At 71.3% G+C, this 26,141-nt stretch carries 22 protein-coding genes; 11 read left to right on the top strand and 11 right to left on the bottom strand.

Translation table 11 applies throughout. The annotated features are described in order from the left end of the window. The first annotated feature begins 138 nt into the window (after positions 1–138). Positions 139–999, top strand: a complete 861-nt coding sequence (locus tag ACQ0O7_RS25885) for a serine/threonine-protein kinase (protein WP_430785170.1) — start codon at positions 139–141, stop codon at positions 997–999. Between the two features lie 81 nt (positions 1,000–1,080). Continuing rightward, entirely contained in the window at positions 1,081–1,761 is a 681-nt protein-coding gene (locus ACQ0O7_RS25890) for a DUF998 domain-containing protein (protein WP_430785172.1), read from the top strand. 238 nt (positions 1,762–1,999) lie between these two features. Here ACQ0O7_RS25890 and ACQ0O7_RS25895 read toward each other — a convergent pair whose 3' ends face one another. Next, on the bottom strand, positions 2,000–5,050 hold the full coding sequence (locus ACQ0O7_RS25895) for a protein kinase domain-containing protein (RefSeq protein WP_430785639.1): 3,051 nt from the start codon (positions 5,048–5,050) through the stop codon (positions 2,000–2,002). An 80-nt stretch (positions 5,051–5,130) separates the two neighbouring features. Further along, positions 5,131–5,886 (bottom strand): alpha/beta fold hydrolase, encoded by a 756-nt coding sequence (locus ACQ0O7_RS25900; RefSeq protein WP_430785174.1) that lies wholly within the window; start codon positions 5,884–5,886, stop codon positions 5,131–5,133. A 28-nt stretch (positions 5,887–5,914) separates the two neighbouring features. Between ACQ0O7_RS25900 and ACQ0O7_RS25905 the strand changes: the two genes are divergently transcribed. Further along, on the top strand, positions 5,915–6,532 hold the full coding sequence (locus ACQ0O7_RS25905) for a TetR/AcrR family transcriptional regulator (RefSeq protein WP_430785176.1): 618 nt from the start codon (positions 5,915–5,917) through the stop codon (positions 6,530–6,532). Between the two features lie 69 nt (positions 6,533–6,601). Here ACQ0O7_RS25905 and ACQ0O7_RS25910 read toward each other — a convergent pair whose 3' ends face one another. Beyond that, the gene (locus tag ACQ0O7_RS25910; protein WP_430785177.1) at positions 6,602–8,167 is read right to left on the bottom strand and encodes an alpha/beta hydrolase; all 1,566 of its coding nucleotides are present in this window, start codon (positions 8,165–8,167) and stop codon (positions 6,602–6,604) included. Positions 8,168–8,305: 138 nt separating this feature from the next. Here ACQ0O7_RS25910 and ACQ0O7_RS25915 point away from each other — a divergent pair, with 138 nt between their 5' ends. The 4 genes from ACQ0O7_RS25915 to ACQ0O7_RS25930 are packed head-to-tail and all read left to right on the top strand — an operon-like array spanning position 8,306 to position 12,687. Further along, positions 8,306–9,196: a DUF5996 family protein gene (locus ACQ0O7_RS25915; protein WP_430785179.1), complete on the top strand. Its 891-nt coding sequence runs from the start codon at positions 8,306–8,308 to the stop codon at positions 9,194–9,196. Then, the gene (locus tag ACQ0O7_RS25920) at positions 9,186–10,763 is read left to right on the top strand and encodes an alpha/beta hydrolase (protein ID WP_430785181.1); all 1,578 of its coding nucleotides are present in this window, start codon (positions 9,186–9,188) and stop codon (positions 10,761–10,763) included. Before ACQ0O7_RS25915 ends, ACQ0O7_RS25920 begins: the two co-directional genes overlap by 11 nt. Further along, a complete protein-coding gene (locus ACQ0O7_RS25925; RefSeq protein WP_430785183.1) occupies positions 10,760–11,503 on the top strand; it encodes a MerR family transcriptional regulator in 744 nt (247 codons plus the stop codon). The genes ACQ0O7_RS25920 and ACQ0O7_RS25925 overlap by 4 nt, the downstream gene beginning before the upstream one ends. 50 nt (positions 11,504–11,553) lie before the next feature. After that, positions 11,554–12,687, top strand: a complete 1,134-nt coding sequence (locus tag ACQ0O7_RS25930) for a cellulose binding domain-containing protein (RefSeq protein WP_430785185.1) — start codon at positions 11,554–11,556, stop codon at positions 12,685–12,687. A gap of 59 nt (positions 12,688–12,746) precedes the next feature. Here ACQ0O7_RS25930 and ACQ0O7_RS25935 read toward each other — a convergent pair whose 3' ends face one another. From ACQ0O7_RS25935 to ACQ0O7_RS25945, 3 genes are read right to left on the bottom strand one after another with little or no spacing between them, the layout of a single operon-like run. Continuing rightward, positions 12,747–13,847, bottom strand: a complete 1,101-nt coding sequence (locus ACQ0O7_RS25935) for a Gfo/Idh/MocA family protein (protein ID WP_430785187.1) — start codon at positions 13,845–13,847, stop codon at positions 12,747–12,749. After that, positions 13,817–14,521: a ThuA domain-containing protein gene (locus ACQ0O7_RS25940; protein ID WP_430785189.1), complete on the bottom strand. Its 705-nt coding sequence runs from the start codon at positions 14,519–14,521 to the stop codon at positions 13,817–13,819. Before ACQ0O7_RS25940 ends, ACQ0O7_RS25935 begins: the two co-directional genes overlap by 31 nt. A 2-nt stretch (positions 14,522–14,523) precedes the next feature. Then, positions 14,524–15,294, bottom strand: a complete 771-nt coding sequence (locus ACQ0O7_RS25945; protein ID WP_430785191.1) for a fumarylacetoacetate hydrolase family protein — start codon at positions 15,292–15,294, stop codon at positions 14,524–14,526. A 92-nt stretch (positions 15,295–15,386) separates the two neighbouring features. Between ACQ0O7_RS25945 and ACQ0O7_RS25950 the strand changes: the two genes are divergently transcribed. The 3 genes from ACQ0O7_RS25950 (at position 15,387) to ACQ0O7_RS25960 (ending at position 19,506) form a co-directional block, all read left to right on the top strand. Continuing rightward, positions 15,387–16,157, top strand: a complete 771-nt coding sequence (locus ACQ0O7_RS25950; RefSeq protein WP_430785193.1) for an IclR family transcriptional regulator — start codon at positions 15,387–15,389, stop codon at positions 16,155–16,157. A 98-nt stretch (positions 16,158–16,255) separates the two neighbouring features. Further along, positions 16,256–17,668 (top strand): extracellular solute-binding protein, encoded by a 1,413-nt coding sequence (locus ACQ0O7_RS25955; protein WP_430785195.1) that lies wholly within the window; start codon positions 16,256–16,258, stop codon positions 17,666–17,668. Beyond that, positions 17,665–19,506: an ABC transporter permease subunit gene (locus ACQ0O7_RS25960; protein WP_430785197.1), complete on the top strand. Its 1,842-nt coding sequence runs from the start codon at positions 17,665–17,667 to the stop codon at positions 19,504–19,506. The genes ACQ0O7_RS25955 and ACQ0O7_RS25960 overlap by 4 nt, the downstream gene beginning before the upstream one ends. A 2-nt stretch (positions 19,507–19,508) precedes the next feature. Here the strand turns inward: ACQ0O7_RS25960 and ACQ0O7_RS25965 are convergent, their stop codons facing one another. Continuing rightward, positions 19,509–20,363 carry an SMP-30/gluconolactonase/LRE family protein gene (locus tag ACQ0O7_RS25965; RefSeq protein ID WP_430785199.1) on the bottom strand — a complete coding sequence of 285 codons (855 nt, stop codon included), beginning with the start codon at positions 20,361–20,363 and terminating at the stop codon, positions 19,509–19,511. Between the two features lie 34 nt (positions 20,364–20,397). On the opposite strand from ACQ0O7_RS25965, the gene ACQ0O7_RS25970 reads away from it, so the two are divergent. Further along, a complete protein-coding gene (locus ACQ0O7_RS25970; RefSeq protein WP_430785201.1) occupies positions 20,398–22,107 on the top strand; it encodes a dihydroxy-acid dehydratase in 1,710 nt (569 codons plus the stop codon). A gap of 13 nt (positions 22,108–22,120) precedes the next feature. Here the strand turns inward: ACQ0O7_RS25970 and ACQ0O7_RS25975 are convergent, their stop codons facing one another. The 4 genes from ACQ0O7_RS25975 to ACQ0O7_RS25990 all read right to left on the bottom strand — a co-directional run bounded on the left by ACQ0O7_RS25975 (position 22,121) and on the right by ACQ0O7_RS25990 (position 26,114). Next, positions 22,121–23,077: an anti-sigma factor RsbA family regulatory protein gene (locus tag ACQ0O7_RS25975; RefSeq protein ID WP_430785203.1), complete on the bottom strand. Its 957-nt coding sequence runs from the start codon at positions 23,075–23,077 to the stop codon at positions 22,121–22,123. After that, positions 23,074–23,886 carry an MEDS domain-containing protein gene (locus tag ACQ0O7_RS25980; protein WP_430785205.1) on the bottom strand — a complete coding sequence of 271 codons (813 nt, stop codon included), beginning with the start codon at positions 23,884–23,886 and terminating at the stop codon, positions 23,074–23,076. Before ACQ0O7_RS25980 ends, ACQ0O7_RS25975 begins: the two co-directional genes overlap by 4 nt. Before the next feature lie 78 nt (positions 23,887–23,964). Further along, positions 23,965–25,467 carry a molybdopterin-dependent oxidoreductase gene (locus ACQ0O7_RS25985; protein ID WP_430785207.1) on the bottom strand — a complete coding sequence of 501 codons (1,503 nt, stop codon included), beginning with the start codon at positions 25,465–25,467 and terminating at the stop codon, positions 23,965–23,967. Continuing rightward, a complete protein-coding gene (locus ACQ0O7_RS25990) occupies positions 25,467–26,114 on the bottom strand; it encodes a fasciclin domain-containing protein (RefSeq protein ID WP_430785209.1) in 648 nt (215 codons plus the stop codon). The genes ACQ0O7_RS25985 and ACQ0O7_RS25990 overlap by 1 nt, the downstream gene beginning before the upstream one ends. Positions 26,115–26,141: the final 27 nt, after the last annotated feature.

Here is a 26,141-nt window from a genome sequence, read left to right on the forward strand (position 1 = left end):
ACTCCTCACTGCTTTACTAGGAAGATAGTAAAGCAGGATGCCGGCGGTCATGACAGCCCGTCGCGAGTGCACGGCCGAAGATCGATCTCTAGTAGGCTCCCGGTCGCCAGTGGACGGTGGCGGGGGAGAGACGTCGACATGATCAAGGCGCTGCGGCCGGGTGACCCGGGCACGGTCGGGGACTATCGGGTGGTCGGGCGGCTCGGTTCGGGTGGGATGGGGTCGGTGTTCCTCGGGCAGGCCGCCGACGGCCGCCGGGTGGCGATCAAGGTGGGCCGGCCGGAGCACATGGACGAGGCCGAGTTCCGTGGGCGGTTCCGCAGCGAGGTGACCCGGTCCCGGCAGGTTCCGCCGCGGGCGACCGCGGCGGTGCTGGACGCGGATCCCGACCACGACCCGCCCTACCTGGTCGTCGAGTACGTCGACGGGCCCAACCTGGCCGCCCTGATCCGCGAGCGGGGGCCGCTCGATACGACTGGACTGCACCGGGCCGCCGTCGGCCTGGCCGGCGCACTGACCGCGATCCACGGCGCCGGGGTGATCCACCGCGATCTGAAGCCGGACAACGTGCTGGTCGCGGCGGACGGGATCAAGGTGATCGACTTCGGGATCGCGCAGGCGTTCGAGGCGACCAGCCGGCACACCAAGCCCGATCGTCTGGTCGGCACGATCACGTACATGGCGCCGGAACGCTTCGACCCGGCGGGCGCGCGCCCACTGACCGCGGCCGCCGACGTGTTCGCCTGGGGTGCGGTGGTGGCGTTCGCGGCGACCGGGCGAACCCCGTTCGCCGGGGACTCGGCGTCGGCGATCGCCACGCGCATCCTCTCCGGCACCCCGGACCTCGCCGGGCTGCCCGGGTGGGTGCGGCCGTTGATCGGGCGGGCCCTCGTCCGGGACCCGTCGCGGCGGCCCACCGCCCGGGAACTGTTCGACGCGCTGCAGGCGGACGGCGTACCGAAGAGGAAGTGGAAGTGGAGTCTCCTCGGGCGGCGCTGACCCCGGAATTTGATCTTCAGGTTTTTACCGTCGTGTGATCGTCGCGTCAGGACGGGAGCGGCAGTCGATCATGATGGTGACATGAAGTGGATCCCGTTCACCGCCGTCGCCGCCGCTCTGGCAGTGGCGGGCGGCGCCGGCACGATGATGTTCACGCTGGCCGCCGGCCCCGGACCGTGGTGGCGGGGATACGTCAGCGAGGCCGGAACCGACGGCCAGCCCTACGCGATCACCTATCGCTGGGGACTGATCACCCTCGCCCTCGGCGTCGCACTGCTGGGCGCGGCCCGGTCGGCGATGCCCGGCCGCACCGGGCACCCGGCCTGGACCCGGCGTCTGGCGGGACTGGCCTGGTCACCGAGACTGCTCGACGGCACGGTGGCGGTGTGGGCTCTCGCGGTCGCCGCCGTCCTCGCCGCGGTCTCGGGAGCGGTGCCGTGCACGGGCGGGTGCCCGCTGCCGCCCTACGAGCCGACGACCGTCGCCGACGTCGTCCACGCGGCGGCCAGCGTCGTCGGCATGGTGGTGCTGGCGGCGGCGATGGCGACGATGTGGCTGTCGGCCTCGTCCCGCGCCGTCCGATGGCTCTCGGCCGCGGCGGTCCTCCCGATGGTGCCGCTCGGAGTGGTCCTGGGCGTGATCATGCTGGCCGTCGGGCGAGTGACGGCCGGTGCCGTCGTGGAACGCCTGGTCCTGCTGATCGCCGTGGCCTGGCTGATCAGTGTGGCCCTGCTGACCGCCCGCGCGGCGGCGAAGACCTGACCCGAAACACCGCCGCGTGCCGCGACGCGGCGCAAACCCCTGCCGACCGCCCGCGCGGCGGCGAGGACCGGGCGCGCGGCGGCGAGGACCGGGCGCGCTTTTCGTGGCCGAGGTCAAACCGTGTGCCATTTCGCGGCTCGAATCGAGCCGCGAAATGGCACACGAACCGCGGCCCGGACGCGGCGACGGGACCGAGTGGCAGTGAGGCCCGACGAGCCGGCTCCGTGACCGAGGATGATCAGGGGCAGGGGCGTTCGAAGTCCAGGCCGGGGGCGTACGCCGCCCACTCCTGCTCCGTCAGGCCGCCGGCCTGGTCGCACGCCGCCGGCAGCGGGTCCCGCAGCACCTTCCGGATCGGTTCCAGGTCCCAGAGGGACACCCCGGCCGGATCGGCGGTCACCAGCAGCGCCTGCCGGGAGCTGAACGCCGACCCGGTGGTCCGCCCGCCCAGCACCGCGAGCAGCACCGGATCGCTGGCGAAACCGACACTCCAGAGCTCGGTGGAACCGCCCGAGGTGACCGCCAGCAGCGACCCGTCGACGGACAGCACGAGCGAGTCGGGCCGGCCGAAGTCGGTGCGCCGCGCGGTGCGTACCGACCGGTCCTTGCCGTCCTTGTTGTTCCAGACCGTCAGATCCTGACCGACCGTGACGGTGAACGCGGCTCCGGCGGCCAGCGCGGCGGGCCCGACACTGTTCACCGCGAACGTCCCGGTCCGCACCGGTGTCGCCGGGTCGACGAGATCCCACACGGTGACGTTGCTGCTGCCGCTCTGCTGCCCGGTGCTGTCGGCGACGGCCAGGGTGTTCCCGGCGAGGCCGAACCGGGCGGTGAAGGCGTTCGCGGCCGGGATGGTGGCGAGCACCGGCGTCTCGGTGCCGTTCAGCAGGTGGATCCGGATCTGCTCACGCGGGCCGCTGACCAGCACCGCGACCAGGCCGCGGACCGGGTCGAGGTCGAGCACGGACCCGGCGGCGAGGTCCGGGAAGACGTTGCGCGGCCCGGCGCCGGTCAGCGCGTACAGGCTGCCGCTGGTGTAGTAGAAGGTCGTGCCGTGCACCGCGTACGTGCTGCTCACCGCTGGTGTGCCGGCCGCCGGGCTGAGTTTCGCGGTGCCGGCCGGCCGTGGATTGCCGACGTTGAGGACATCCCAGTAGTCGAGGTGCTCGGCGGATCCGGCGGCGACCGTGTCCTCGGCCGACACCGCCACGGTCCGGGACGGGATCACGGTGCCGCCCTTGAGGGTGGCCCGGAGCCGCGGCGCGAACTCGTCGATCTGCCACAGCGTCGCCGACCTGGTCAGGCGCGGTCCGGGCGTCAGGATCCGGGAGCCGTCCGGGCTGAAGTCGATCGAGGTGATCCACCCGCCGGTCCGGGTCATCACCTTGGTCTGTACGGGGGAGTCCGGATCGGCGACGTTCCACACCTCGACGGTGCCGTCGGTACGGCCCAGCGCGAGGGACGTACCGGAAGGATCGAATTCGGCCGTCGCCAGACGATCACCGGAGACGGTGATGGTGCCGCGGCGCTGGGGTCCGGCCGGTTCGGTCAGGTCGTAGAAGTGGATCGCCCGCTCGCCGTCCTGAACCGCCAGGATCCGGCCGTTCAGGGCGACCGGGATGCCGGTCGCGACACCGGTGACGATGCGTGATCCGGACGTGCGCCAGAGCGTCAGCCGGCCGTCGTCACCGGTGCCGGCCAGCAGCGTGCCGTCCGCGCTCATCACGGCCGGGGTCGCGGCGACCGGGCCGTTCCAGAGCGCGCGCGGCCGGCCCGCGTCCCGGACGTCCCAGAGGGTGGCCCGGTCCGCGACGGTGAACAGCCGCCGGCCGTCCGGCGTGAACCGCGCGTCGGTCACCGCCGATCCGAGGTTGCGGCTGGTCAGCGGGCGTGGCGCGGCCGGGTCGGCGACGTTCCACAGGGTGAGCCGGTCGGCGGCGACGGCCAGGACCCGGCCGTCCGGACTGAAGGCCACCTCGTTCACGTTCCCCAGACCGGAGGGCAGTTCGCCGGTACGGGTGGGTCCCGTCCACAACTCGACAGTGCCCTCACCACCGACCGCGATCACCCGGCCGTCCGGCCGGAACGCCGCACTGACCACCGGCGACCCGGTGGTCAGCTCACCGGCGTACCCGGTGGCCAGGGCCGCCATCACCGCCGCGGCACTGCGCGCCGACCGGTCCATCCCGTGGGCGCTGACCGCCAGCCGCGACGCCAGCCCCGGATCGGCGGTCAAGGCCGCTGCCGAGCGGGCCAGCAGATCCTGCTGCACCAGCACCCGCTCCTGCTGTCTGGCCTGGTCGGAGGCGCGTTCGGCGTCGGCGCGGGCCCGCACCGCGGCGAACCCGGCCCCGCCCAGCAGCACGGCCACCACGGCCGCGGTCAGCACCCGGCGCGGCCATTTGCGCAGCCGGGCGCGGGCCCGGGCGGCGAGGGCGGCCTCCCGCAGCTCCGGGGTGACATTCCCGGAGACGTCGGCGGTGCCCATGCTGAGCAGCGAGTCGAGCAGCTCCCGGGCGGTCGGGCGGGCCGCCGGATCCTTCTCCAGAGTGGTGGCGACCAGGTCACGCAACGAATCCGGGATACCGCTCAGGTCGGGTGGCTGAGTGAGCATCCGGCCGATCGTCGCCATCGGAGAGTCACCACGGAACGGGGTCCGGCCGGTCGCCGCGTAACCGATCAGCACACCCCAGGCGAACACGTCAGCGGCCGGCCCGGCCTTCCCGGTGCCGTCCAGACTCTCCGGGGCGACGTAGCCGACGGTGCCCATCACCTGATCAGGACCGGTCAACTCGGCGCTGAGCTCGGCACCCCGGGCGATCCCGAAGTCGATCACCTTGGGCAGGCCGACGGCGAGCAGCACGTTGGCCGGTTTCAGGTCACGGTGCACGACCCCGGCGCCGTGGATGGCGACGAGCGCGGTGGCCACGCCGACGGCTACCCCGTACACCTCGGAGGGTTTGAGGGGTCCGCGATCGCGGACGACGTCGGCGAGGCTCGGCCCGTCCACGAACTCGACGACCAGGTAGGGCGGATCCCGCTCGACGTCGGCGTCCAGGACGGCGGCCGTGCAGAACGGCGGAACCTCCCGGGCCCGTTTCACCTCGCTGCGGAACCGGGCCAGGAACGCGGGGTCGGCCGACCACTCGGGCCGGATCGCCTTGACCGCGACCCGCTGCCCGTCCGGCCCGGTGCCGAGGAAGACCGTCCCCATCCCACCGGCGCCGAGGCGTCCCACCAGCTCGTAGCGCCCGAGCCGGGCCGGATCCCCGGGCAGCAGCGGCGTCATCGTCACAGCGCTGCCACCCATCGAACTCGGCCGTTACAGATCTTCCGGCCGAATATAGAGCATCCGGGAACCGGCCGCCCTCAGCGGAGGAAGTCGGTCAGCGCGGTGGCCAGGACACTCGCGGGCACCGAGTGCCACGCGCCGGGCAGGCCACGGAGCACGGCGTGCGGGATCCGGCCGGCGGCGAGTTCCGCCATCCGGGTCAGGTCGGTGGTGCTGGCCGCACTGTGCAGGACCAGCGTCGGCACCGGGACCCGTCGCAGCAGGTCCTCGTCGACGGATTCGCTGAGCATGCTGTCGTACGCCAGTGTGGGAGCGACCGAGACCACGGCGGACCAGTACGGCGTGTCCCGCATGGCCGTGATCATCTCCTCGGGCACGCCGATGCCGGCCATGAAGAACTCCACCGCGTCCGCGCCGGTCAGAGCGCGCAGCCGGGCGGTGAACTCCCGTTGCCCGGGGTCGTCGCGGGTGGTGTCGATCGGTGGTTCGAGCAGGGCGAGCCGGCGGACCGGCAGACCGGCCGCCGCCGCGTGCAGGGCGACCAGGCAGCCGGAGGAGTAGCCGTAGAGCGCGGCCGGGCCGCCGACGGCGCCGATCAGCGCGGCCAGGTCGCCGACTCCACGATCCGGTGTGTACGGCGCGGTGTCCGTGCTGTCGCCGCGACCGCGCCGGTCGTACCGGACGACGGTGAAGTCACCGGCCAGCAGCCCGGCGAGTTCGTCCAGAGGGCTGTTGGCGCGGAAGTGCCCGGCGGCGTCGACGAGGACGAGCGGGGGACCGGAACCCCGCTGCTCGTACGCGATCCGGGTGCCGTCCGGCGAGAAGACTTCCATGAACTGAACGGTACAGTACAGTTCGGGGATGCGGAAAGAACGCAAACGCCAGGAGATCCTGGACGCCGCCCTGACCGAATTCCTGGAGCAGGGCTACCGGGGCGCCGGCATGGATCGGATCGCCGCCCGGGCAGCGGCCTCGAAGGTGACCGTGTACGCGCACTTCGCCGACAAACAGGCCCTCTTCGAAGCCGTCTTCACCCGGGCGATCGCCGAAGCGGAACGATCGAACGCGGCGCTGACCGCGACCCTCGCCGAATCCGGCGACCTGCGCCGGGACCTGACCGCGTTCGCCCGCTCGCACATCAGCGCCGTCACGCAGCCCCATCTGGTCAGCCTGCGGCGGCTGATCATCGGTGAGGCCGGACGGTTCCCCGGCCTGGCCCGGGCCTGGCATCGCGCTGCACCCGACCGCGGCCACGCGACGCTGGCCGCGGCGATCACCCGGCTCGGCGAGCGCGGGCTGGTCGGCGCGCCGGACCCGCTGCTCGCCGCCCAGCACCTGAACCATCTGATCCTGTCGATCCCGCTCAACGAGGCGATGTTCGCCGTCCGTGAGCGGCACGACCCCGCCGACCTGCACCGCTGGGCCGACGAGGCCGTCCGGGTCTGGCTCGCCGCCTACGGCACCGGCGCCCCGGCCTGACCGGGAATGGATCATGACGGTTGCCGGTCACCCGGCACCGGAGCAGGTCGACGCCCGGTCGATCACCGTTCACAGGGTGCAGGACGCGCCCTCGGCGGGAGTCTTCAGGTCGATGAGGTAGTCGGCCGCCGCCTTGTTGACGCAGGCGTTCGTGCCGGCCGTGACGATGGTGTGGCTCTCGCCGTGCACGGTGAGCAGGGCGCCGCCCAGCGTCCCGGCGAGGCGTTCGGCGCCACTGTGCGGGGTGGTCGGGTCGCCGGTGATCGAGACGACCAGCGTACGAGGAAGGCCCTCGATGTCCTCGGCGTAGGGGAAACCGAGAGTCGGCTCGGCCGGCCAGTGCTCACATCCGTCGCGCGCGCCGGTCAGGGCGACACCCGGATCCATGAACGGCGCCGCCTCGAAGATCGCCGCCCGCAGTTCGTTGCCCTGCTCCTCGGTCAGCCGCTGCTCGTCCATGCAGTTGATGGCGTAGTTGGCCTCGGCGAAGTTCGTCCACGCGCCCTTGGCGTCGCGGCCGGCGAAGTCGAAACCGAGCTGCGCCAGCTCGTCGCCGCGGCCCTCCCGCAGCTGGGTGAGGCCCTTGATGATGCGCGGCCACGCGGACTGCGTGTACAGCCCGGAGATCACCCCACCGACGGCGCCGTCGAAGTCGAGTTCACCGCCCAGCGCCGGGACGGGTTTCGCGTACAACGGCCGCACGATCTTCTGGAATTCCGTGGTGGTCCGCCGCGGATCCCGGCCGAGCGGGCAGTCGTCCTGCCGCGCGCAGGCCGCCGCCATCTTGTCGAACGCCGCCTGGAAACCGGAGAACGCGAACACCCGCCGCTCGACGGTGCCCTGCCGGGAGTCGATCGCGCCGTCCAGCAGCATCGCCCGGACGTTGCGCGGGAACTGCTCGGCGTAGACGGCGCCCAGCCGGGTGCCGTAACTCTGCCCCAGGAAGGACAGCTTCTCGTCGCCGAGCACCGCGCGCAGCACGTCCATGTCGCGGGCCACGTCCCTGGTGCCCAGATGGGCCAGCGCGTCCGCGCCGCCGGAGCCCCGCGCGCAGCGTTCCACCACGGCGCGGGTGTCCTCCCCGGTCCACTGCACGGTGGTGCCCTGCGTGGTCAGCGGCACGTCACCGCGGTCGGCCTCGGCATCGGTGTGACAGTCGACGGCCGGTTCGGTGGAACCCACCCCGCGCGGGTCGAACCCGATCAGATCGAACCGGTCCAGCAGCGGGCTCCTCGCCTCGGTCAGGCCCAGGACGGTGGTAGCGGCACCGAACACGCCGGACCCGCCCGGACCGCCCGGGTTGGTCAGCAGCGAGCCGATGCGCTCACCCTTCGCGGCGTGCCGGGCGACGGCCACCTGGATGGTCCGCCCGTCCGGGTCGCCGTAGTCGAGAGGCGCCGTCATCCGGGTGCATTCCAGGCCGGGGACCAGGCCCATGATGGTGCGCTCGGTCTCGGTGGCGGTGTAGTCGCCGCATCCGGTCCACTCCAGTGTCTGCTGGTGGAACCGGTCGAGCCCGGCCTGATCCTCCGGCTCTTCGGCCTTCTCGGCGCAGGCGGCCAGCGGTACGGCGAGTGCGATGGCGGCCAACCCCGCCACCATCCGGGACAGTCTTCCCTTGGTCAGCTCAGACATGCCTCCAGCACACCAACCGGACATCGATGTCATCAGGTCCGCCGTGTCATCGCCATTGATGACGTGACGTCACTGGCGGATCGTCCGGCGTGGATCGCCGGTTGACCCTGTTCCGGGAACACACTGTTGAATGGCGAGATGGAACCGAACACCGGGGACTGGCCCCGGCTGCGCGTCGCCGACTGGAGTGCCACCCGGGACACGCTGCACATGTGGACGCAGATCGTGGGCAAGATCCGGATGGCGTACGCGCCGGTGGTCAACCACTGGTGGCACGTCACGCTGTACCCGAGCGCCCGTGGACTCGGCACGCCGGGTATCCCGTACGGCAACGGGGTCTTCGACATGGAATTCGATTTCGTCGACCACCGGCTGCGGATCCGCACGAGCGACGGGGATTCCCGCGAGGTGGTGCTGGAACCGAAACCGGTCGCCGTGTTCTACCGGGAGACTCTGGACGCGCTGGCCGATCTGGGGCTGCGGCCGGCCATTCATCCGGTGCCCAACGAGGTCGAGCTCGCGATTCCGTTCGCCGAGGATCAACGCCATCGCTCGTACGACTCCGGCGCCGTTCGCCTGTTCTGGCGCCAGCTGTCGCAGGCCGATCGGGTGCTGAACCGGTTCCGGTCCGAGTTCGTGGGCAAGGCGAGCCCGGTCCACTTCTTCTGGGGTGCGATGGACCTGGCCTACACCCGGTTCTCCGGCCGGACCGCCCCGCGGCATCCGGGCGGTGCGCCGAACTGCCCGCCGTGGGTGATGCACGAGGGCTATTCCCACGAATTGGCGAGCTTCGGTTTCTGGCCGGGCGGGGGAGAGGAGGGCGCCTTCTACGCGTACGCCTATCCGGAACCGCCGGGATATCCGGAACGCACCGCCGAGTTCTACGACAAGACGCTGCGGGAATGCGTGCTGCCGTATGAGGTGGTGGCCGCGTCGGCCGACCCGGACGCGACGCTCACCGCGTTCCTGGAATCGACGTTCGCCGCCGCCGCCGACCTCGCCGATTGGAAGTCCGCCGGTGCGAATTAGGTTATGGCTGGCCGTCACGGCGCTGGCCGTTCCGGTCCTGACCGTCACCCCCGCCCAGGCGGCCGGCACCGCGGAGAGCCGCACGGTCGACGCGGTGCCGACCCCGCGGGTGGCCTGGTCGGCGTGTTTCGAGACCGCCGAGTGCGCCACGGTGAAGCTGCCGCTGGACTACGACCGGCCGCGCGGCGCCACCACCGACGTCGGCCTGCTGCGGATCAAGGCCCGGGATCAGGCCAACCGGATCGGCAGCCTGTTCCTCAACCCGGGCGGTCCCGGTGTGTCGGCCACCTACGTCGCCCGGCTCGCGCCCACGTTCCTGAGTGACGAGCTGCTCGACCGGTTCGACATCGTCGGCGTGGACCCGCGCGGCATCGGCACCAGCAGCAACGTCCGCTGTTTCGCCACCACCGAGGAGCAGGCCCCGGCCCTGGCCGGTCTCGGCGAGCTGTCCCCGGTGACCCCGGCGGAGATCCGGGCGTACGTCGAAGCCTCCGGGCAGTACGGCCGGGCCTGCTCCACCACCGGCCGCCCGCTGTCCGGCTCGATGTCCACCACCCAGGTGGCCCGCGACCACGACGTGCTGCGCCGGGCGCTCGGCGACGACAAGCTCACCTTCCTCGGCCTCAGCTACGGCAGCGTGCTCGGCCAGTACTACGCCAACATGTTCCCGGACCGGTTCCGGGCCCTGGCCATCGACGGTGTGCTGGACGCCCGCGCCTGGGTCGGCAACGACCGGCAGATCCTCGACGAGCGGATCGACTCGTCCGGTGGCGCGGCGCGGGCGCTGGCCGAGATCCTGCGGCGCTGCGACCGGGCCGGTGAGCAGGCGTGCGCCTTCGCGGCCGGCGATCCGGCCGGCAACTTCGAGACCATCACCCGCAAGCTGAGGGCCGAGCCGGTCACGGTCCGGGACCGGACGATCGGGTATGCCGACTTCATCCGCGACGTGCACCTCGCCATGACCCTGCCGACCGCCGGCGACCTGGTCACCACCTACGCGGCCGAGGTGTGGGCGGCGATCCACGGCGACCCCACCGTCCAGCCCTGGCGGCCGGCGGCGTCCTCGGCCGAGGGGTACGACAACAGTGTCGAGTCGGTGATGGGGGTGATGTGCGCCGACGGCCGGTTCCCGGCACGTGCCGCGCGGTGGCCGGCCGCGGTGGCCGCCCGGGAGCGGCGTGCCCCGCACTTCGGTGCCGCCGCGGTGGTCTGGAAGGACAGCACGTGCGCGAGCGGCACCTGGACGGTTCGGGACGAGGACCGGTACACCGGGCCGTTCGATCGGCGTACCGTAACGCCCGTGCTGGTGGTGGGCAGTTACTGGGATCCGTCGACGAACTATGCCGGGGCGGTGTCGGTGAGCCGTCTGCTGCCCAACGCCCGGCTGGTCTCCAGCGACAACTGGGGGCATGGGGCGTACGCGCTGGGCGCCTGCGCCACCGCCACGATCGACGCCTATCTGGTGACCGGAGACGCACCGGCCCGGGACACCGTCTGCGCCGACGGGCTCCAGCCGTTCACCGGAGAGCGGCGCGCGTTCGCGCCTCGGCCGGCCGGGTTCCGGTGAGCGGCGGGTCCTGGAGCACCCGGGAACTCGCCGAACTCGCCGGCACCACCGTCAACACCGTCCGGCACTACCACCGGCTCGGGCTGCTCGACGAGTCGGAGCGGCGCCACAACGGCTACAAGCGGTACGGCGTACCCCATCTGGTCTGTCTGCTGCGGATCCGGCGGCTGGTGGAACTCGGGGTGCCGCTGTCCGAGGTCGGCGTGGCGCGGTCGGCCGGTGACGTACCGCCGGAGGTGCTGCGGCAGGTCGACGCGCAGCTCGCGGCCGAGATCGAGCGGTTGCAGCGGGCCCGTGACGACATCGCCGAGGTGTTGCGCGAGGGCGCCCCGGCCGACTCACCGGCCGGGTTCGCGTCGGTGGCGCCCCGGCTGTCGGCCGCCGACACCTCGCTGATCCACGTCTACACCCGGATCTACGACCAGGACGCGATGAAGGATCTGCGGCGGATGGCGGAGGAGGATCAGGACCATCCGGTCAACGCGGAGCTGGACGCCCTGCCGCCGGACGCCGACGAGGCCACCCGGCAGGGCATCGCGGAACGGCTGGCGCCGCTGATCGCCCAGAACCTCGCCGACTATCCGTGGCTGACCGACCCGGGCGCGCGCCTGACCGGAAATGAACATGCCGGCGCGCAGACGTTCATCAACGCGGTGGTCTCGCTCTACAACCCGGCACAGATCGACGTGCTCACCCGGGCGAGCAAGATGGCTTTTAAAATCAGGAAGGTTTACTTATAGACTGATGTCTATCTACTGATCGCCCGTCCCCGCGTGGAGAGGCAACAAGTATGAAGGACATCAGGCGCCTGAGCGCCGCCCTCGGCACCGCCGTCGCACTGGCCGTCACCGGCACCCCGGCCCTCGCCGCCGCCCCACCGCAGCCGGTCCCGCAACGGTTCGAATTCCCCGCCGAGGCCCGACGTCAGATCCCGATGGTCCAGGCGGCCGGCGCCATCCGGCGCGTCGTCGAGCAGGGCGCCGATTCCGGGTACGCCGGACTCGAACTCCAGGACCAGGGCGTCGTCCTCTGGTGGAAGGGCGCGGTGCCCGCCCCGATCCGGCGGGCCGTCGACACCGCGCGCCGGCAGGCCCCGGTCCGGATCGCCGCCGCCGACCACACCCTGAACGAGCTGCGGGCCGCCGGCGCACAGCTGCGCACCACCCTGACCAGCGGAGAACCGCGTATCAAGTACGCCGTCGACGGCAGCCGTGTCGTCGTCGACGTGGCCGGCGGCGCCGGGTTCACCACCGCCCGGATCCCCGGCGTCGGCGTGCCGGTCGAAGTGGTCGACCAGGGCGAGAAGGTCCTCACCAGCCGCCGCGACGACTGGCCGCAGTGGAAGGGCGGCGCCGACCAGATCAACGGCAACTCCCGCTGCACCACCGGCTTCGCGGTCCGCAACGCCGACGCCGAGTTCATCCTCACCGCCGGACACTGCGGCAGCAACGGCAACACCATCCGCGACGGCGTGGGCGAGTTCGTCGGCACCTTCACCGGCGACCGCGACGACCACGACATCGCCCTGATCCACACCCCGAGCGGATCCGACAACCTGATGTACGTGGGCGGCCTGGACAGCAACGTCGTCACCACAGTCGAGGGCTGGGACTGGGTGTTCCCCGGCGAATACCTGTGCCAGTCCGGCGGCTCCTCGGCCCGCGACACCGGCGGCCCGGTCTGCGGCCTGCGCGTCGAGAAGTTCAACACCGACTCCGGCGACGCCGTCGAGGCCCGCCAGGTCGACGGCCGCCCGGCAGTCCGCGGCGGCGACAGCGGCGGTCCCGTCTACGGCCCGTCGGCCAGCGGAAACGTCATCGCCAAGGGCATCAACAACTACACCTACGTCGGCAACAACACGATCCTGGGCTTCCAGGACTTCGGCACCGCCACCCGCGACTACGGCATCTGGATCACCGACTAGCTACCGGTGTGGTGATCTGCGGCCCGATTCGAGCCGCAGATCACCNCACCACACTCGCTTCAGCCAGGTCGAACTCGCCAGGTGCCGGCCGGGATCAGGGGCAGCGGTGTGGGACGTTCGACAGTGGTGGTCAGGGGGACACGGCGGCCCTCGGCGGCGGAGTGGAGCAAGGCCGTCATGGCGTCCAGCACGTGCAGGGCCATGGCGCCGGAAGCCCGCGGTGCCGGGGCGGTGAGCATGTCGAGCAGGCCGACGCCCCGGGCCGCGCCGGCATAGCCGGCTGACGGTGGCAACGGCTGCCAGCCGGCGCCGGCCAGGGGGAACAGGCGGACGTCACCGCCGAAAGCGTTGGGGTCGGGGACCGACAGGGTGCCGGTCTCGCCGTGGACCTCGATCGGGGCGGCCGTGGTGCGGACCGCGTCGAAGCTGGTGGTGATGGTGGACAGGGCGCCGTCCACATGGTGCAGCACACCTGTCACATGGGTGTCCACCTCGACCGGGATCCACTCGCCGGAGCGTGGCCCGGAGCCGATCCGGCGCCTGACGCGCTGCCGGGACGCGGCCCCGGTGACGGCGGCGATCGGGCCGAGCAGGTGGACCAGGGCGGTCAGGTAGTACGGGCCCATGTCCAGCAGCGGTCCACCACCGGGCCGGTAGTAGAAGTCGGGCTGATGATGCCAGCGCTCGTGGCCGGGTGTCGCCATCACCGCGACCGCCGACAGTGGGCGGCCGATCAGCCCGCCGTCGACGGCGGCGCGGGCGGTCTGCACGCCGGTGCCGAGCACCGTGTCAGGGGCGCAACCGACCGCCACCCCACGATCGGCGGCCTGGTCGAGGACGGCACGAGCGGACGGCATGTCGGCGGTGAGCGGCTTCTCGCCGTACACCGGATGGCCGTTCCTGATCGCCTCCACGGCGATCTCGGCGTGCGCGGCCGGGACGGTGAGGTTCAGGACCGTCGCGATCGAGTCGTCGCGCATCAGGTCACCGACGGGCAGTGCGCGACAGCCGGGAAGGCCGGCCGCGACCAATTCCGCCCGCGCGGTGTCCAGGTCGGCGATCGCCGCGACGGTCACCGCCGGATGGTCCCGCAGCGTCGCCAGATAGGCGCCGGAGATCCAGCCCGCGCCTACGATGCCGATGCGGTGCGGCTCGCCCACAGCATGCCCCTTTCGATCACGGTACGTACGGACGGGTTCGCGAGCACGTCGAGGCTGTGCCCGGGGGTGGTGACGACGATCCGGCCGGCGCCCCACTGCCGGGTCCAGACGGCGGGGGAGATGACCGGCCGGTGCCACGGATGCCACTGCCGGACCGGGTGGGTGGTGGTGGCGAGCACGTCGATCAGGTCGTCGTGCAGCACCCAGTACTGCTCGGTGACGAGTTCGAAATCGGTCAGCCCGGCGGTGATCGGGTGCTCCCGGCCGTACTCGGTGAGGTTGATGGTGTGGGTCAGGAAGTTGTCGGTCTCGTCGCCGGCCCGGCAGGACGGCTCCTTGCCGGGGTGGGTGGCGAACTGGCCGCCGACCAGCTGCAGGTAGTCCGATGAGGCGCGGAACGAGTCGGCGATGCCGCCGTGCCAGCCGGTGAATCCGGTGCCGGCGGCCACCGCGTCGCGCAGCCCGGTGAGCTCGGCGGTTTCGATCGACGACATGGTCACGCATTGCACGATCAGATCTGTTTCGGCCATGACCTTCGGATCGCTGTAGATGGCCGTGGACTCGGCGACGCGGACGGTGAAGCCTTCGCGGGCCAGGAACGGCAGGAACAGATCGGTGGCCTCGACCGGGCGGTGCCCGTCCCAGCCGCCGCGGACGATCAGAGCGTTACCCATCCTCAGACTGTGCCCACGGCGACGGCCTGGTTGGTCAGCGTCCCGAGTTCTGGACACCGGATCTCGATCGTGTCGCCGCGCCGGATCGTGAACCCGGCGTCCGGGACCATGCCGGTGCCGGTCAGCAGCACCACACCGGAGGGGAAGCTGAGCGCGCGGAACAGCCAGCCGGCCAGGTCGGTGAAGCTGCGGGTCATCGCCGCGGTGGAGGTGGTCGCGGCGTACACCGGATCGCCGTCGCGCAGCACCCGCAGTCCGATTTCGAACGGGCCGGGACCGGCCGTCCAGCTCGGTACGATGGCCGGCCCGATCGCGCACGACCGGTCGTAGATCTTGGCCTGGGGCAGGTAGAGCGGGTTCTCGCCCTCGATCGACCGGCTGCTCATGTCGTTGCCGAGGGTGTAGCCGAACACCTCGCCGGCCGCGTTGAGCACCAGGCCCAACTCGGCTTCGGGCACGTCCCAGCCGGAGTCGGCGCGGATCCCGACCGGGTCCCGGTCGCCGACGACCCGCCACGGGCTGGACTTGAAGAAGATCTCCGGCCGGTCGCCGGTGTAGACGTCGTCGTAGAGGGCGCCGTGCCCGGACTCCTCGCGCCGCCCGTCCCGGCTGCGCGGGTAGGTGACCCCGGCCGCCCAGACCTCCTGCCGGTCGAGAGGCGGCAGAGACGAACCCGGCGCGGCGGTACCGGGGTGGCGGCCTCGATCACGGCCCGAGCCTCCGGGAGCGGCAGGGCGAGCAGGTCGGCGAGAGTGCCGCCGACCTCGGCCCACGACCCGTCCTGGCAGACTGTCCAGCGTGACCCGGCGCCGGCCCGCAGGTGGTGAAGGGATGTCGGCATGTGACCTCCGAAAGGACTATCGACGTGGCCCGTGTGGTACCGGCTGTGATCCGCGCGCTGGACATCCTCGAACTGTTCCTGGACCGGCCGGAGCTGTCCGCCCGTGAGGTGACCGAGCGGCTCGACCTGCCCCGGACCACCGTGCACGAGTTGCTGGTCACGCTGGTGGAGCGGGCGTACCTGATCGTGGTTCCCGGCCAGCCGGTGCGGTATCGGCTGGGCATGCCGCTGTTCCAGCTGGGTTCGGCGTTCGCCGGCCGGCTCGATCTGGTCCGGGAGGCGCAGCCGGTGGCGCGTGAGGTGGCGTCGGCCTGCGACGAGGCGGTGCATGTGGCGGTGCTGGACGGCGCCGACGTGGTCTATCTGGTCAAGGTGGACAGCACGCACCCGGTCCGGATGGTGTCGGCGGTGGGGCGCCGGCTGCCCGCGAACTGCACGGCGGTCGGCAAGGTCCTGCTGGCCGGGCTGGACCGGGTGGGGCTGGACGCCGTACTGGCGAAGGGTCCGCTGCCGGGTATGACGCCGGCCAGCGTGACCGACCCGGACCGGCTGCGCGAGCTGCTGGAGCGGGTCCGCGCGGACGGTGTCGCCGAGGACGTCGGCGAGTCGGACACCGCGATGCGCTGTGTGGCCGCCGCGGTCCGGGACCATTCCGGCGCGGTCGTCGCGGCGATGAGCGTGTCGGCTCCGATCATCCGCTGGACCCCGCAGTCGCCGGGGGAATGGACCGCGCTGGTGCGCGAGGGCGCTGCCGCGCTCTCGGAACGAATGGGCTTCCGCGCCACAACGCGATAGAGACATTGACACCCCTCTCCGCTCTGCCCTAGCGTCGCGTCCACCTGGTTCGGTATATCGAACCACGTTCGAAATCTCGAACAAAGGGGTGAGCCGATATGGAGAGACGCAACTTCCTGGGAATGGGCGCCGGGATCCTCGGCGCGGCCGGACTGGCCGCCTGCGGCGGAGGCTCCGACACACCGCCCACGGCCGCGGCGGAGGTGCCGAAGGAACTCCTCGACGCCGCCACCGCCCTGAAGGGCTCCACCATGGGCCTGCTGTCACAGAAGCTCTACTCGACGGCGGCCAACGACGCACTCGACGCCTCGATCCGCAAATTCGCCCAGGCCACCGGCACCACCGTGGAGAACAGCCTGGTGCAGGCGGACGCCGGCGACGTGGTCGCGAAGATCCACGCCGAGGTGGAGGGCGGGGTGGCCCGGGACATGGCGTTCATGACCGACTCACGGTTCGTCGCCCAGTTCCACGCCCTCGGCGACCTGGAGGACGTGACCGAGGTGGTCACCGCACTGACCGCCGCGTACGGCGAACCCTGCGCCGAGGCCAAGAACTTCTGCGTCTTCGACGGTAGATGGTTCGCCATCCCGTACCACTTCATCGGCATCGGCTCGTTCCTGCGCAAGGACTGGATGCTGGAGTCGGGCATCACCCCGAAGGACGTCTACAGCTGGGAGGAGCTGCGCGACGTCTGCCTGGCGATCTCCGACCCGGGCAGACGCCGTTACGGCTGGGGCATGATGATCAACCGATCCGGCGACGGCAACGGCATGATCGAAGCGCTGATCAACGCGTACGGCGGGGCGATCGCCTCCAACGACGGCCGCAAGGTCACCTTCGACAGCCCGGAGACCGTGCAGGCCGTCACCTTCCTCGGCGACCTCTACACCAACCCCAGGTACCAACCGATGCTGCCGCCCGGTGTGGACAGCTGGACCGACACCAGCAACAACGAGAACTGGCTGGCCGGCGTGCTCGGCTACACCCGCAACAGCTTCAGCGTCTACGCCGACTCCAAGACCAAGAAGAATCCGGTGTACGCCAACACCCACGTCTTCTCCGACTGCGTCGGCCCGGCCACCGACAAGTCCCTGCTGCTCGGCCAGTCCCAGGGCTTCGTGGTGTTCAAGGGCGCCAGGAACGGCCAACTGGCCCGCCTGCTCGCCCAGTACCTGATCACCGCGCCCGCCCTGGTCGGCGTGGCCAAGGAGGCCCCCGGCCTGGCCATGCCCGCCTGGGAGAAGGTGTGGGACGCCGACCCGTTCTTCGCCGGCGGCGACCCGGCCTTCCCGATGCTGCGCACCATGTCCCAGCAGCCGCTGCCCCTGCGGACCAGGAACGGCCTGTCCTTCCCGCAGAAGGCCAGCGCCGGACAGCAGGCGGTCGTCGCCGCCTACGTGATGACCGACATGATGCAGCAGGTCGTGCAGGGTGCGGCACCCGCGCAGGCGGTCAAGGACGCGCACGCCAAGATGGTGCAGATCTTCACCCAGCAGGGGCTGCCCCAGTGAGACATCCGCGGCTGGGCCGGGACTGGCGGCTCGCGGCGCTGTTCCTGGCGCCCACCGCCCTGCTCGTCGGCGCCCTCGTGCTGGTGCCGATCGTCCAGTCGATGATCACCAGCACCACCGAGCGGCACGGCGCGGAGAGCGTCTTCGTCGGACTGGACAACTACCTCGCCCTGCCCGGGGACCAGCAGTTCCGGACCGGCGTGGTCAACTCGTTCGTCTTCACCGCGTACGCGGAGATCTTCAAGGTCGTCCTGGGTCTGGCCGCGGCCCTGCTCCTGCACCGGATCCGGCGCGGGCGCGCCCTGCTGACCGGCCTGCTGCTGGTGCCGTGGGTGGTGCCGACGGTGGTCACCGCGTTCAGCTGGCGCGCCCTGCTCGACCCGATCTTCGGCAGCGTCAACACCCTGCTGACCAGCTCCGGCATCGGCCCGCTGCTGGCGAGCCTGCACCTGGTGGACAGCTGGCCGGCCGGCTGGCTGTCCGATCCGGGCCTGGCCATGCCGTCGGTGATCCTGGTCAACGTGTGGAAGGGGGTGCCGTTCTTCACCGTCTGCTTCCTCGCCGGGCTCAAGGCCATCCCCACCGAGCTGTACGAGGCCGCCACCATCGACGGCGCCTCCACCTTCCAGCTGTTCCGGCACATCACCCTGCCCGGACTCCGGCACGTGATCACCGTGACGGTCACCCTGTCGTCGATCTGGACGTTCAACAACTTCGACCTGATCTGGCTGCTCACCCAGGGCGGCCCGGGCGACGTGACCGCGCCGTACGTGCTGGTCGCCTACTCCAAGGCCATCCTGCAACTGCAGTACGGCGCCGGCGCCGCGGTCACCCTGGTCATGCTGCCGATCATCGCCGGGCTGGTGTTCTTCCTGGTCCGGCTGCTGCGCCGGGAGGAGATCACGGTCAAGGGCCTGCCCCAGGCGGCCACCGTCGTGATCACCGGCCTGCTGCTGTGGGCGTCACCGGAGTTCTTCTGGAAGGCCGCGGTGGTGCTCGCGGTGATCCTGCTGCTGGCCGTCACGATCGGCCGGGTGACCTATCTGGCCCTGGCCGGCCTGCTCGCCTTCGTGCTCGGCCCGATGTACTGGATCGCGGTCACCGCGTTCAAATCCGACACCCAGGTGGTGATGCGCGACAACGACCTGTGGCCCACCCCGTGGACGCTGGAACAGTTCGGCGCCCTCTTCACCGACCAGCCGTTCGGCAGCTGGTACCTCAACACCGTCATGGTGTCGGCCGCGTCCACCACCGTCGCCCTGGTCTGCGCGGCCCTCGGCGGTTACGCCCTGGCCCGGCTGCGGTTCCGCGGCGCGCAGGGCTTCACCGTGACGATCCTGCTCACCTACGTGATGCCCGGGGCGCTGCTGTTCATCCCGCTCTACCAGCTGCTCATCCAGACCCGGCTCACCGACTCGCTGTGGTCGCTGGTGCTCACCTACCCGACGTTCACACTGCCGTTCGCGACCTGGCTGCTGACCGGCTACTTCGCGTCGATCCCGGTCGACCTGGAGGAGGCGGCGCTGGTCGACGGCGGCACCCGCTTCCAGGCGTTCCGCAAGGTGGTGCTGCCGCTGGCCAAACCGGGCCTGCTCGCGGTCGCCCTGTTCACCCTGACCAACGCCTGGAACGAGTTCCTGTTCGCCTTCGTGTTCATCACCAAGGACGAGTACAAGACCCTCCCGGTCGGCATGCAGTCGATGATCGCCGGCGACGTCGTGCCCCAGGGACAGCTCGCCGCCGCGTCACTGCTGGTCAGCCTGCCCGTCGTGATCATGTACGCGTTCGGCCAGCGCTACCTCACCGAAGGCCTCACCGCCGGGGCGGTCAAAGGATGAGATCAAAGACCCGGTTGCCAGTACGGGGCACGAAGCCCGGCCACCCCCACCCGCGCGGTGAACAGCCGGCCGGACGACGGGCGCTCGGCCAGCTCGGCCGGGGACATGTCCTGGGTGGCCGTGGTGATCACCAGCAGGTCCAGCTCCGGCCCGGCGAACGTGACACTGGACGTGTGCGGGGCGTCCACCCCGACCGTCGTGAGCAGCACTCCTTCGGGGCTGCGGCACTCGACACGGCCCCCGCCCCAGACCGCCACCCACAGGTTTCCGGCGGCGTCCACACAGAGGCCGTCCGGGTAGCCGTCGTCGACGGTGCACAACACGCTGCGTTCGCCGGCCGGATAGTCCCGTACGAAAATCGTCCGGGTCATGGTGTCCACGCTGTAGAAACGGTCACCGGACGGACTCCAGGCCAGCCCGTTGGACAGCGTCAGGTCGTCATCGATCGTGACGCAGCCGCCGCCCTCGAACCGGACCAGCACCTCCCGGTCGTTGCCCAGGCTGCCGATCAGGAACCGGCCGGACGGGTCGACCGCCCCGTCGTTCAACCGACCCGGCGAGCCCGCCGGCAGAATCCGGGCCAGATGTGTCCGGCTTCCGTCGGTGGCCACCCGGGTCAGCGTCTCCTTCTCGGCCACCAGCAGATCGCCGTCCTCGGCCACCGCGACGGCACCCACGCTCTGCTCGAACGACCAGGTCCCGACCGGCTCGATCCGGTCCCCGGCCAGCCGGCCCTCGTGCACGTCGCCGGCCATGATGTCGACCCACAGCAGCCGCTGCCGGGCGGCGTCCCAGAGGGGGCCCTCGCCGAGGTGGTAAGTGCCTTCAGTCGCCGGACGGCTTGTCAACTCATTCACACTTACGAAATTGTAGTGATACCGGAGGTGGACGATGCGACGCAGTGCGCAGTGGTACGCCGGTGACGACCGGAACAGCTACATCCATCGGGCCTGGATGCGGCGCGGGCTGCCCGCCGACGCCTTCGACGGGCGGCCGCACATCGCCATCGCCAACACCGCCTCCGACCTCACCCCGTGCAACGCCCACCTCGACGAGGTCGCCCGCAGCGTCGCCGACGGCGTGCACCGGGCCGGCGGCATCCCCCTGAACCTGCCCGTCGTGTCCCTCGGCGAGACTCAAGTGCGGCCCACCGCGATGCTGTGGCGCAACATGGCCGCGATGGCCATCGAGGAGATGCTGCGCGCCAACCCGATCGACGGCGTCGTCCTGCTCGGCGGCTGCGACAAGACCATCCCCGCCCTGCTGATGGGCGCCGCCTCGGTCGACCTGCCGGCCGTGGTGATGCCCGGCGGCCCGATGCTCACCGGCACCTTCCGGGGCGTGCCCCTCGGCTGCGGCACCGACGTGTGGAAACTGTCCGAGGAAGTACGCGCCGGCACCCTCACCAACACCGAATTCCAGCGCTCCGAAGGTTCGATGATCCGCAGCCGGGGCCACTGCAACACGATGGGCACCGCCTCCACCATGGGCCTGCTCGCCGAAGTCCTCGGCATGACCCTGCCCGGAGTGGCCGGCACCCCCGCCCCCGACAGCCGCCTGCTCGAATCCGCGCACGCCACCGGCATCCTCGCCGTCGAACTGGTCGACGCCGACCGCCGCCCCAGCCAGGTGATGACCCGAGGCTCGTTCCTCAACGCCATCGTCGCCCTGGCGGCTCTGGGCGGTTCCACCAACGCGGTCGTGCACCTGCTCGCCATCGCCGGGCGGCTCGGCGTCCCTCTCTCCCAGGACGACTTCGACCGTACGGGTGCGGCCGTGCCCCTGCTCGTCGACCTGCTCCCGGCCGGCCGCTTCCTGATGGACGACCTGTTCCGGGCCGGCGGCCTGCACGCCGTCCTCGCCGAAGTGCGCGACCTGCTCGACCCGGCCGCGATCACGGTCACCGGCCGCCCCCTGACCGATCATCTCGGCGACGCGCGCGTCTACGACCGGGAGGTGATCCGCCCCCGCGCCGAACCGCTACGGCCGCACGCCGGGATCGCCGTCCTCTACGGCAACCTGGCGCCGGACGGGGCGGTCGTCAAACCCGCCGCGGCCTCCCCGCACCTGCTGCGGCACCGTGGCCCGGCGGTGGTGTTCGACTCGGTCGAGGACCTGAACGCCCGCCTCGACCACCCGGATCTCGACGTCACGGCCGACTCGGTGCTGATCCTGCGCGGTTGCGGGCCCAAGGGCTATCCGGGCATGCCGGAGGTCGCCAACATGCCACTGCCGGCGAAACTGCTGGAACTCGGCGTCCGCGACATGGTCCGGATCTGCGACGGGCGGATGTCCGGCACGGCGTACGGCACGGTGGTCCTGCACGTCGCCCCGGAGTCCGCGGCCGGTGGCCCGCTGGCCAAGGTCCGCACCGGAGACATGATCCTCCTGGACGTCCCGGCCCGCCGCCTGGACGCCGACGTCCCCGCCGACGAGTGGGCCGCCCGAGAGCCGTCCCCCGAGGCGGCGAAGGCCTACGCCACACCACCGCGCGGCTGGGAACGCCTCTACGTCGACACGGTCACCCAGGCCGACACCGGAGCCGACTGCGACTTCCTCCAGGGCGCCGGCGGCCCGCACGTCTCCCGTGAATCCCACTGACCCCGGCCGGTGGTCAGTGGTGGGCGTTGCCGGCGGTCAGCCGGATCGTGAAACCGTCGGCGCTCCGGTCCAGGGTGACGTGGTCGCAGGACTGGTGAGCGATCCACAGGCCGAGGCCGCCGTTGGTGCCGTCACCGGCGGGCAGCAGACCGGCGAACGGATCCTTCGGGCCGGTCCCGGCGTCGGTGACCGTCGCGACGAGCCGATCGGCGCCACCCCACAGCCGCAGCCGGACCGGGCCGACCCCGTGCCGCTGGGCGTTGGCGACCGCCTCGCTGACCGCCACGACGAAATCGTCCACCTGCTCGACCGGTATCTGGCCACGGTCGGCCGCGCGCACCGCCCCACGGGCCTCGGACAGGGTCGGGTCGACCAGTTCGGCGGACGGCTCACCGCTCTGGACCGGGTCCGGGGACGCCGGACGCTGCCGGCTCAGGAAGACGTGCGGATCGGTGAATCCGGCGTTGAGCAGGTGCCGCCCGCCCTGGACCGCCGTGCGCGGATGCGTGCGCATGACGTCGGCCAGGGCACCGGGCGGAGTCACGCGCGTGTCATAGGCGCAGATGCTCCAGAGCGGATACTCGTCGTACGCGAGATTGATGGCTGATTCGTACCGGGCCCACCAGTCCCAGGTCACGTTCTGGGTGACCGTGGTCAGCTCGCCGAAGATGCGGATCTGCGACGCGCCGGCGGCCAGGTGGCCGGCCAGGAGTTTCTGGTACGACCGGATCGCCGCGGCGGGCCGGCCGTAGACCGCGTCGTCCGGCAGGTAGGTGACGAGGGCTCCGGCCGGCAACGCGGACCGCACCAGTTCGGTGTTGCGTTCGTTGAGCGCGACCACACTGGGTTCGCCGCTGGCCACCCCGCCCAGCAGGAACGGTACGGCCAGGCCGAGAAGCTCGTCATCCGAGCCGAAGCACCCGGCGGTGTGGAAGTAGCCGATGTGCCCGGCTGCGGCGCCCGTTCTCATGCTGCCAGCTCCACACGTACGTTCGGTAGTTCGAGCAGTTCGGCCTGACGGGCCGCCGAACCCAGGCCGGTGCGGACCACGGCCGTCATCCGCCGTGCCTGGGCGTACCGCTGCAGGACGATCAGGGATCGATGGTCGATGAACCGCAGGCCGCGGGCGTCCACTGTCACCTCGCCGCCGACCGGTTCGAGATCGGTCCGCCGCAGGGCGTCGCTGAGAAGGTCCTCGCCGGCCATGTCCAGCTCGCCGTCCAGCGTCGTCGCGTCGCTGGTCGGACCGGCGTGCAGGTGGAAGGTCACCGCACTCGCGGGACTGGTCCGGTGCAGGCACGCGAGTTCGTCGACCACCCGATCGCCGAGCTCCCGCCGGTCGTAGGTGCACAGCGCCCGCATCGGCGCGATGCGCATGTACCGGCCGATGGCGTACTCGTAGCGGGCGAAGGCGTCCCGCTGCTCGGGAGTGCCGACCAGGGCCGTGACGTCGGCGACCACCCGGAAGCCGGAGAAGCCGTCGGCGAGCGCGGCCTCCGTGACGGCCGTGTACCTGGCGATCTGCTCGGCCGGGTCGATCACCTGCCCGGCCGCGTAGGCGCCCTGCCACGGAAGGATCCGGACCGGGTGGGGACGTGCCGACTCCCGGCCGAGGCCGCCGAGCCACTCGGCGATGGTGCTGCCGGGCCGAGAACCCGGGACATACCAGAGCCGTTCGCCCGCGGCGTGCCCCGCGAGCAGGAACTCTCTGGCGTACTCGTCCAGGGCGCCGTGATCGTCATACGACCAGCACGCATGGATCGCCGCAGCGGTCGTCATGGCGCCACTGTAGTGGTCCCGGAGTTCCCTGCGAAACACTGTCCGGCTTCGGTCGCGGCCTCCGGCTCGGTGGCCGGGTCAGGCCACGGTGACGCTGATCGTGTGCCGGCCGGTCGCTCCGTCCGGGAAGGGGGTGGCCCGGGCCCCGGTCTGGACCGCGCCGGTCCGGTCGGTGGCGCGTACGGCGAGGGAGTGCGGTCCGCTGGTCGCGGGCCAGCTGAGACGCCACTGGGTCCAGGTGTCGATCGAGGCGGTGGGCAGCAGCTCGGCCGTCCGCCACGGGCCGCCGTCGACGCTGACCTCGACGGTGGCGATGCCGCGGCGCTGTGCCCAGGCGACTCCGGCGACGGTCACCGGTCCGGCGGTGAGCCGGGCGAACGGTTTCGGTCTGTCGATGCGTGACGCGGTCTTCACGATGCCCTGGGCGCCCCAGCCGCGTTCGACCCAGTAAGCATCGAACTGATCGAAAGTGGTCAGCTCCAGTTCGGTGACCCATTTGCAGGCGCCCGCGTAGCCGTACAGGCCGGGGGTCAGCATCCGGACCGGGAAACCGTGGTCGAGGGGGAGTGGTTCGCCGTTCATGCCGACCGCGAGCATGGTGTCGCGGCCGTCGAGGGCTGTCGCGACCGGCGTGCCGATCGTCATCCCCTCGGCCGAGCGGGCGACGATCTGGTCCGCTCCGGCCCGGATGCCGGCCTCCGTCAACAGAGCCCCGAGCGGTACGCCGAGCCATCGCGCGGTCCCGATGTAGGGGCCGCCGACCTCGTTTGACACGCAGTTGAGGGTGATGTCACGTTCGATCAGCGGTCGCTTCAGCAGCTCCGCGAACGTCAGTTCGATCTCCCGGTCGACCATCCCGTGAATGCGCAGCCGCCACACCGACGGATCGATGCGAGGCACGGTCAGCGCGGTGTCGACACGGTAGAAGCCGGCGTTCGGGGTGGTGAAGTCCGCGGCGATCCCGCTGGGCAGTGGGGCGGCCGGGTCGGCTGCGGCCGGGAGCCGGATCGCTCCCCGGGACCTTCCGGCCGCATTCTCTCGCTGTCCAGAAACGGCCAGACCGGTCACCTGCGCCGCCCCGGCGCCGGCCGCGAGCAGCGACAGGCGCAGAACCAGGCGACGATCGACCCCGGTTTCCGGTACGCCGGTGGCCGTCACGTGTCGTTCGAGCGGCAGCCACCAGAGGGCCAGCCCGGCCAGTGCCGCCCCGAACACGGCCGGGACCGCGTCGGCCACGGTCCCGGCCGGCCGGGTCAGTGCGGCGGCCGCCCCCACCGCACCGAGCACTCCGGCGCCCACCGCGATCGCGGCCCGCCACCTTGTCGCCGCGATCCCGGTGCCGGCCGCCAGCAGGATCAGCACCACGCCGATCGCGCCCAGCAGCACCGGTTTGTCGGCGGTGCCCAGCTCACGTACCGCGAATTCCTTGACCGGAGTCGGCGTGGCGTCGATGACGGACCCGCCCACCACGACCAGGGGGCCGGCCCCGGGCCGGATCACGGCCGCGAGAAGTTCCGCGGCCGCGATCCCGGAGCCCGCCGCGACGATCCCGCAGATCGCCCCGCGCAGACGGAGATTCATCAGCTCGTCGGCATCAGGACGGAGTCGATGATGTAGACGTTGGCGTTGGCCGTCTGCACGTTGCCGCACACCACCGACGCCTTGTCGGCGCCGACCTCGAAGTCCTCACCACTGCCGGTGACCGTCACCTCGTCACCCTGCAGCGTCTTGTGGGTGCCGGCCAGGTCCGCCGGGGTCAGCTTCCCGGGCACCACGTGGTAGGTCAGGATGCTCGTCAGCGTCTTCTTGTCAGCGAGCACCTTGTCCAGATCGGCCTTCGGGATCTTGCCGAAGGCATCGTTGGTGGGCGCGAACACGGTCACCCCGTCAGCGGAGTTCAGCGAGTCCACCAGGCCGGCCTTCTTCACCGCCGTGACCAGGGTGGACAGCAGCGGGTTGCCGGAGGCGGCGGTGGCCACCGGGACCTTGCCCATCGACTCAAAACTGCCCGCGTCCGACGGATCGGTCGGCACCGCGGAACACCCCGGACCGAAATTGACCATGTCGGCCTCCATCGTGGGGGCCGCGCTGGGCGCCGCCGAGGTCGTCGTCGGCGCCGCGGCCGGGGTCCCGCTGCCCATGCCGTCGTCGGCGTCGCTTCCGCACGCCGCGATCGAGAACGCGAAGACGGTGGTGGCGGCCAGGGCGGTGAACTTCGTTGCACGCATTTTTTCTCCTTTATCGGCTCTTACACC

This window comes from Actinoplanes sp. G11-F43 (assembly GCF_050589265.1).
GTDB lineage: Bacteria > Actinomycetota > Actinomycetes > Mycobacteriales > Micromonosporaceae > Actinoplanes.

Coding starts and splice junctions, on each gene's coding strand:
- ACQ0O7_RS25885 (WP_430785170.1), top strand. CDS start 139: ATGATCAAGGCGCTGCGGCCGGGTGACCCGGGCACGGTCGGGGACTAT.
- ACQ0O7_RS25890 (WP_430785172.1), top strand. CDS start 1,081: ATGAAGTGGATCCCGTTCACCGCCGTCGCCGCCGCTCTGGCAGTGGCG.
- ACQ0O7_RS25895 (WP_430785639.1), bottom strand. CDS start 5,050: ATGACGCCGCTGCTGCCCGGGGATCCGGCCCGGCTCGGGCGCTACGAG.
- ACQ0O7_RS25900 (WP_430785174.1), bottom strand. CDS start 5,886: ATGGAAGTCTTCTCGCCGGACGGCACCCGGATCGCGTACGAGCAGCGG.
- ACQ0O7_RS25905 (WP_430785176.1), top strand. CDS start 5,915: ATGCGGAAAGAACGCAAACGCCAGGAGATCCTGGACGCCGCCCTGACC.
- ACQ0O7_RS25910 (WP_430785177.1), bottom strand. CDS start 8,167: ATGTCTGAGCTGACCAAGGGAAGACTGTCCCGGATGGTGGCGGGGTTG.
- ACQ0O7_RS25915 (WP_430785179.1), top strand. CDS start 8,306: ATGGAACCGAACACCGGGGACTGGCCCCGGCTGCGCGTCGCCGACTGG.
- ACQ0O7_RS25930 (WP_430785185.1), top strand. CDS start 11,554: ATGAAGGACATCAGGCGCCTGAGCGCCGCCCTCGGCACCGCCGTCGCA.
- ACQ0O7_RS25940 (WP_430785189.1), bottom strand. CDS start 14,521: ATGGGTAACGCTCTGATCGTCCGCGGCGGCTGGGACGGGCACCGCCCG.
- ACQ0O7_RS25955 (WP_430785195.1), top strand. CDS start 16,256: ATGGAGAGACGCAACTTCCTGGGAATGGGCGCCGGGATCCTCGGCGCG.
- ACQ0O7_RS25970 (WP_430785201.1), top strand. CDS start 20,398: ATGCGACGCAGTGCGCAGTGGTACGCCGGTGACGACCGGAACAGCTAC.
- ACQ0O7_RS25975 (WP_430785203.1), bottom strand. CDS start 23,077: ATGAGAACGGGCGCCGCAGCCGGGCACATCGGCTACTTCCACACCGCC.
- ACQ0O7_RS25980 (WP_430785205.1), bottom strand. CDS start 23,886: ATGACGACCGCTGCGGCGATCCATGCGTGCTGGTCGTATGACGATCAC.
- ACQ0O7_RS25985 (WP_430785207.1), bottom strand. CDS start 25,467: ATGAATCTCCGTCTGCGCGGGGCGATCTGCGGGATCGTCGCGGCGGGC.
- ACQ0O7_RS25990 (WP_430785209.1), bottom strand. CDS start 26,114: ATGCGTGCAACGAAGTTCACCGCCCTGGCCGCCACCACCGTCTTCGCG.